Origin of the sequence: Clostridioides sp. ZZV14-6345, assembly GCF_020657775.1 — a bacterium.
GTDB lineage: Bacteria > Bacillota > Clostridia > Peptostreptococcales > Peptostreptococcaceae > Clostridioides > Clostridioides difficile_D.
Map to the genome: position 1 here is coordinate 1 of NZ_JAGWCX010000147.1, position 1,396 is coordinate 1,396.

Annotated in this window: 3 protein-coding genes; all 3 read left to right on the forward strand. The window is 51.8% G+C overall.

Going from position 1 to position 1,396, the window contains the following annotated elements:
- Window positions 1–106 (forward strand): helix-turn-helix domain-containing protein (locus tag KGF39_RS19335; protein WP_227823563.1); only part of this gene is annotated, 106 nt, incomplete at its 5' end.
- A gap of 426 nt (window positions 107–532) precedes the next feature.
- Window positions 533–769, forward strand: a complete 237-nt coding sequence (locus tag KGF39_RS19340; protein WP_227823561.1) for a helix-turn-helix domain-containing protein — start codon at window positions 533–535, stop codon at window positions 767–769.
- 3 nt (window positions 770–772) lie between these two features.
- Window positions 773–1,396: Arm DNA-binding domain-containing protein (locus KGF39_RS19345; RefSeq protein WP_227823562.1), on the forward strand; the 624-nt coding region annotated here is incomplete at its 3' end.

Genomic DNA, 1,396 nt, shown 5'->3' on the forward strand with positions numbered 1-1,396 from the left:
GCTCTACGACGAGCGCGGCAACGCCTATTTCGGCGTGGACGAGGATATTCGCCAAAGGCTGCAAGCAAAGCTGATGAGGGCAATCCTCACATTTCGGGCTGAATAACTGCACCCGATAGCGAAACGTCTTAACCCCTTTTCCGTTTCGCGTCAATCCGCAGCAGCCCCGTAAGCACCTTGTCAAAGAAAGCGACGCAAGATAACGGCGACGCAGTATAGGGCAAATCGGGTACGTCCTTTTTGCGCCGAGCCATACGGCGGGTGCGCCATGACGCTTTTCCCCTACGGGGAAAAGCCGAGCGACCAACACCAACGCCGGGAAGCAAGTTAGCAGCTTGTGGGCGACGACACGCATTGAGGGTAGACAAGCCTTTACAGCCACAGTCCGAGCGTTCAGAGCGTCGCAGGCAATGGGTAAAGCTGCCTTAAATGAGCAGGGGTGAAACTCCCGCGAGGTTGTGCTAACAGCCGCCCGATTAAAGCCTTTTTTCGTAATTGACCTTTTAGCCATTTTACGAAAGGGGGTATTCCTATGGCAAAAAAGGAAATGACAAGCCCCGCTATCCCCGTATTCCCTATGTTAAAGACCGTTGAGCAAATGAGCAGGATTAGCGGCATTGGGGAAAACAAATTGCGCGAGCTTATGGATAGCGGCGAGCTTGAATATATACAGAATGGAAACCGCCGTTTGATTGCTGACGCTGCTATTTGGGATTGGTACCACAGAGCAAAGCGAAAAGCAAATCCTCCGGCAGGACAGGGAGGTTAAGCTATGGCGGTATCAACAAGGCAAGTCAAAAATAAACGAGACAGCAACGGCGTACTGACCGGGCGACCCGGTACAGTTTACGACGTGAATATAAAGTACACCGCCCCGGACGGGAAAAAGAAATCCTATGCAAAAAAGGGCTTTGCCACCAGAAAGGAAGCGATACAGCATGAAGCCGAAGTAAAAACGAAGCTCCAAAATCCGGGGCAAATCGCTTCAATCACTTCACAGCGGAAACAGACCGTTGCAAGCTACCTTAACGATTGGGTGGAGGGCTACGCCAGAGTGAACTTGCGCCCCTCAACCTATGACGGGTACAAAAGGACGATTGCAAACTATATCAATCCATATATCGGCGGTGTTGCCCTCAATCAACTTACCCCCGCTATGGTAGACAAGATGTTTCAGCAGATTATCGACAAGGGCTTGAAACCGTCCACCGCAGCCGGGGCAAAGCGTGTTTTGAGCGTGGCGTTGAGCCATGCCCGAAAATACCGTTACATTGAAACCAACGCGGCAAAGGACACGCTTACGAAGTTTGGAAAGAGCGACAAGACGCCCGACCCTTACACGCCGGAACAGGTGAAAGACCTCATGCAGCGCGTAGAGGGTACTGTTTGGGAAATG